The sequence below is a fragment of the Gemmiger formicilis genome, assembly GCF_016901605.1.
GTDB classification, from domain to species: domain Bacteria; phylum Bacillota; class Clostridia; order Oscillospirales; family Ruminococcaceae; genus Gemmiger; species Gemmiger formicilis_B.
In genome coordinates, this window is record NZ_JACJKP010000211.1 from 1 (window position 1) to 4,156 (window position 4,156).

Annotated in this window: 4 protein-coding genes; 1 reads left to right on the forward strand and 3 read right to left on the reverse strand. The window is 57.7% G+C overall.

The features are described 5' to 3' along the window. On the forward strand, positions 1-623 hold a 623-nt coding region (locus tag H6B10_RS12935; RefSeq protein ID WP_204651984.1), incomplete at its 5' end, for a hypothetical protein. Between the two features lie 171 nt (positions 624-794). On the opposite strand, the gene H6B10_RS12940 is transcribed toward H6B10_RS12935, so the two are convergent. From H6B10_RS12940 to H6B10_RS12950, 3 genes are all read right to left on the reverse strand, one after another. Beyond that, the gene (locus H6B10_RS12940; protein ID WP_204651985.1) at positions 795-1,745 is read right to left on the reverse strand and encodes a L,D-transpeptidase; all 951 of its coding nucleotides are present in this window, start codon (positions 1,743-1,745) and stop codon (positions 795-797) included. A 437-nt stretch (positions 1,746-2,182) separates the two neighbouring features. Further along, positions 2,183-3,379 (reverse strand): pyridoxal phosphate-dependent aminotransferase, encoded by a 1,197-nt coding sequence (locus H6B10_RS12945; protein ID WP_204651986.1) that lies wholly within the window; start codon positions 3,377-3,379, stop codon positions 2,183-2,185. 130 nt (positions 3,380-3,509) lie between these two features. After that, entirely contained in the window at positions 3,510-4,154 is a 645-nt protein-coding gene (locus tag H6B10_RS12950; protein ID WP_243427383.1) for an HAD family hydrolase, read from the reverse strand. Positions 4,155-4,156: the final 2 nt, after the last annotated feature.

Sequence of the window (4,156 nt, forward strand, 5' to 3'; positions counted from 1 at the left end):
TGGCGGCGGCCATCCTCTGGAAGGCAGGCTGCCGGCCCCGGGGCATGGGGTTGTTTGCCTGCATGCTGGCATTGGCGGGGCTTTTCTACATTGTGGTGATCAACAAGGTAGCCCCCTTTGAGGCAGACCGGTATTATGTGCTGGTGTATGGTCCGCTGATTCTGGCCGGGGCGGCGGTGGTGGCGCGGTTGTCGGCACTGTATCCCCGGTGGGAACCGCTGCTGGCCATTGTGGTGCTGCTGCCGGTTTTGTCGGCACACCTGACCCAGGGCAACGGGTATCTCTACACCCAGTATGCGGGGCGGGCCCCGGCGCTGGAGGATACGGCTTCCCTGCCGGCGGTGGTGCTCAACGCGGCCGGGTATGAGGTAGCCCCCGACCTGTTCCTGCCGGAATTTGCCCAGCGGGAAGCGGTGTACCAGGCTTCCGGCACCGACGATGCCGCCAGTCTGGCCGATGCGGTGGAAAGCCGGGATCTTTCCCAGGGGTTTGTGCTGTACGGATACATCTATGACGCCGACGAACTGCTGGCTTTGGCCGAAGAAGTTCTGGACATCCAGTCCGCCACCCTGCTTACCGATGTGGCCCGCTGCCCGGTGTATTACATTACTTTGAAAACGTAAGTTTTGTTCCTTCTTTATAAAGAAGGAACCGAAGAAATTTCAAACAAAAAGGCATGGTCCTAAGACCATGCCTTTTTTCTATAAAAGAAGAAAAAATGATTTTGCGGGATAAATAGTTGGAGTTTCTTTGCCTACTTTCTTTGCAAAGAAAGTAGGGGCAAAGAAAGCAGGTTATCCGCGGGTGCCCACAATGCTGGAATCGGTGCTCCAACCCTGCAAATCAGTGGGGGTCAGGCTTTCCAGCCAGTTTTCGTGTTCGGCGTCCCACTGGTCCCAGGCTGCCTGGCTGCGGATAGCCGTGCCGGTTTCGTAGGCATCATCCCAGGGATTGGCCGGGTCCGGGTCGGTGGGGTCCCAGCCGCGCTTGCTCTCGTCCGAGGGGTCGGTGTAGATGGTGCCCGGTTTGCCCATGGGGCCGGGGTCGTTCTCGTCGTCGTAGATCACCACCGGCGTACCGATGGGGCAGTTATCGTAGATCCATTTTACATCCACCACCGCAAGCCGGATGCAGCCCAGGCTGGCAATGGTGCCCAGTTTATTGAATTCGTCGTATTCCACGTCGTCTTTATGCTGGCTGTAATAGGGCACGCTGTGGAACAGGTAGGCGTCATAGATGCGGGTGGCATACTGCCCGTAGCTGGGGCCCATCAGCAGCCGCCATTCATAGTTGACGGGGGTTTTCCAGTAACCGGTGGGGGTGTCGCTGCCGCCGCTGCAAACCATCGCCATAAAGGGCACGGTGTACTGGTTGTTCTCGTCGGTGGTGTACACCGTCACGGTGTTGGCGGCACGGTTTACCGCCAGCAGATAGGGGAACCCGTCCTCGGCGTCCAGCGTCATGCCTTCCCCGCCGAATTCCGCCAGCAGCTTTTCCATCAGGGCATCGGCAGCTTCGTTCCAGGTCAAAGGGTCTTTTACCTGGGGAGCATCCTTTGTGGCATTGATGGACGCCGTCGCCATGGCCAACGCACTTTCCGGCGTTTGGGTGGGTTCCGGCGTCGGCGCCGCCGTGGCAGCAGGTGCCGACGTGGGTGTGGGTTCGGGAGTCTTGGCTTTCTTGGAACAGCCCGCCAGCATCGTGACTGCCAGCAATACCGGTAAAAATCGGCGTATAATCGACATAACATTCATCCTTTTTGTGTGTTCCTTCTTTCTTTGTAAAGAAAGAAGCAAAGAAACTTTACCTTATTGCTCCATGCATGGGACAGTACAGGAACCATGGTGCCTGCCCAGTAAAGGGATGTTTCCTTCCCGCTTTGCAAAGAAAGAAGCAAAGAAACTTTACCTGATTGCTCCATGCATGGGACAGTACAGGAACCATGGTGCCTGCCCAGTAAAGGAATCTTTCCTTCCCGCTTTGCAAAGAAAGAAGCAAAGAAACTTTACCTTATTGCTCCATGCATAGGGTGGTACAGGAACCATGGTTCCTGCCCAGTAAAGGGATGTTTCCTTCCCGCTTTGCAAAGAAAGAAGCAAAGAAACTTTACCCTATTGTACCATAGAAACAGCGATACAGGAACTATTTTTCCCTGTTACGGTGCCCCTATTCCCTGTTTTTTTCAGACGTTGACGCCGTACTGCTCCCGGACGAACTTTTCCAGCGCGGCAAAGCTGCGGCGCACTTTCTCCGTTTCGATGCAGTAAGCCATCCGGAAATAGCCCGGGCAGCCGAAAGTATCCCCCGGGACCAGGGCCAGGTCGTAGGCCATGGCTTTGCGGCAGAAGGCGTTGGCGTCCTCTTCCAGCGCTTTGGGGAAGATGTAGAAGGTGCCGTCCGGTTTGTTTACGGTGAAGCCCAGCCGTTTCAGTTCGGCGTAGATCAGTTCCATGTTGGTTTCGTACACCGAGAGGTCGCTGGTCAGGTCGATGCACTCCGCCACCGCCCGCTGGAACAGCCCCGACGGGCAGTTATGGCCCGTCCCGCGGGAGATCTGCCCGCACATGGGCACAATATAGGCGGCATCCTCAGCCTTGGGGTTCACGGCCAGGTATCCGATACGTTCGCCCGGCACGCTCAGACTCTTGGAGAAGGAGTAGCAGGTCAGGGTATCGGGGTAGAATTTGGCCGGGTAGGGCACTTCCAGCCCGCCGAAGGCAATTTCCCGGTAGGGTTCGTCGGAAATCAGGAAGATGTGGTGGCCGAACTTCTCCCCTGCTGCGGTCAGGTAAGCGGCCAACCGGGTAAGGGTTTCGGCGCTGTAAGCCACACCGCTGGGATTGTTGGGCGAATTGATCAGCACGGCGGCGGTGTTTTCGTCCACCAGGGCATCCAGCGCATCAAAGTTGATCTGGAAATCCTCCACCCGGGGCGGCGCCACCCGCAGCGTCAGACCGGCACCCTCCACATAGGGCTTGTACTCCGGAAAAAACGGCGCAAAGGTCACGATGTTCTGTCCCGGCACCGCCACGCAGCGTACCGCGTGGGCCAGCGCCCCCGCCGCACCGGACGCCATAAAGATATGGTCGGCGGTGTAGTCCATGCCGAACCGGCGGTTCAGGCTTTCGGCCACTTTGGCCCGCACTTCCGGCAGGGTCAGGGTCGGCGTATAGCCGTGCAGCGCCACCGGGTCGGTGCGTTCCAGCAGGTGCAGGCAGGTCTGGGTAAACTGAGCCGGGCAGGCCACCGACGGATTGCCCAGCGAATAGTCAAATACGTTTTCGTAACCGATTTCCTTGCCGCGGGCGGTGCTCCATTCGGAAATTTCCCGAATAACCGACTTTGCCCCCAGCATATCTTTATAGTGCTGTGCTATCATCGTAGCATATCTCCCTTATTGGATTTTGTAGAAGTACGCCTACTTTCTTTGCCCCTACTTTCTTTGCAAAGAAAGTAGGCAAAGAAACTCTAACTATTTTCCCCATGAGTTGGTGGCAAAGAAACTGTCATCACCCTAAAATAACTTTTTCCAGTTCGGCGGTGTCGGCGGCCAGGTACTCGGCGCCGGCTTCCTGCAGTTCTTCCCGGGTGCGGAATCCCCACAACACACCGCAGCAGGGCAGCCCGGCGTTGTGGGCCGTGGCCACATCCACGTTGCTGTCGCCCACATAGAGGACTTTGCCGCTCTCCGGCGTGACGCCCAGATATGCCATCAGGGCACGGGTGCCTTCCGGCGCGGGTTTGGTGGGTACGCCCGCCCGTGCGCCGCGGATGACCTCAAACAGGCTGCGGTCAAAGTACCGCGCCACCACGTCCCCGGCAAATTCGTCGGCTTTGTTGGAGAATACCGCCATCCGGATGCCTTTTGCGTGCAGACGCTGCAGCAGTTCCGGCATGCCCGGGTACGGGGCGGTTTTATCGAACATGTGGGCGCCGTATTGGGCGTCGAATTCCTTCAGCGTGGCCGCCAGCTGTTCCGGCGTGCGGGCGGATTCCGGGCTGAACCGTTCCACCAGTTTGGGGATGCCGTTGCCTACAAAATAACAATACTGCGCCACATCATAAGTAGGCCAGCCGTGGGCTTCGCAGACACGGTTGGCGGAATCGGCCAGATCGTCGATGGTATTGAGCAAAGTTCCGTCCAGGTCAAACAGTA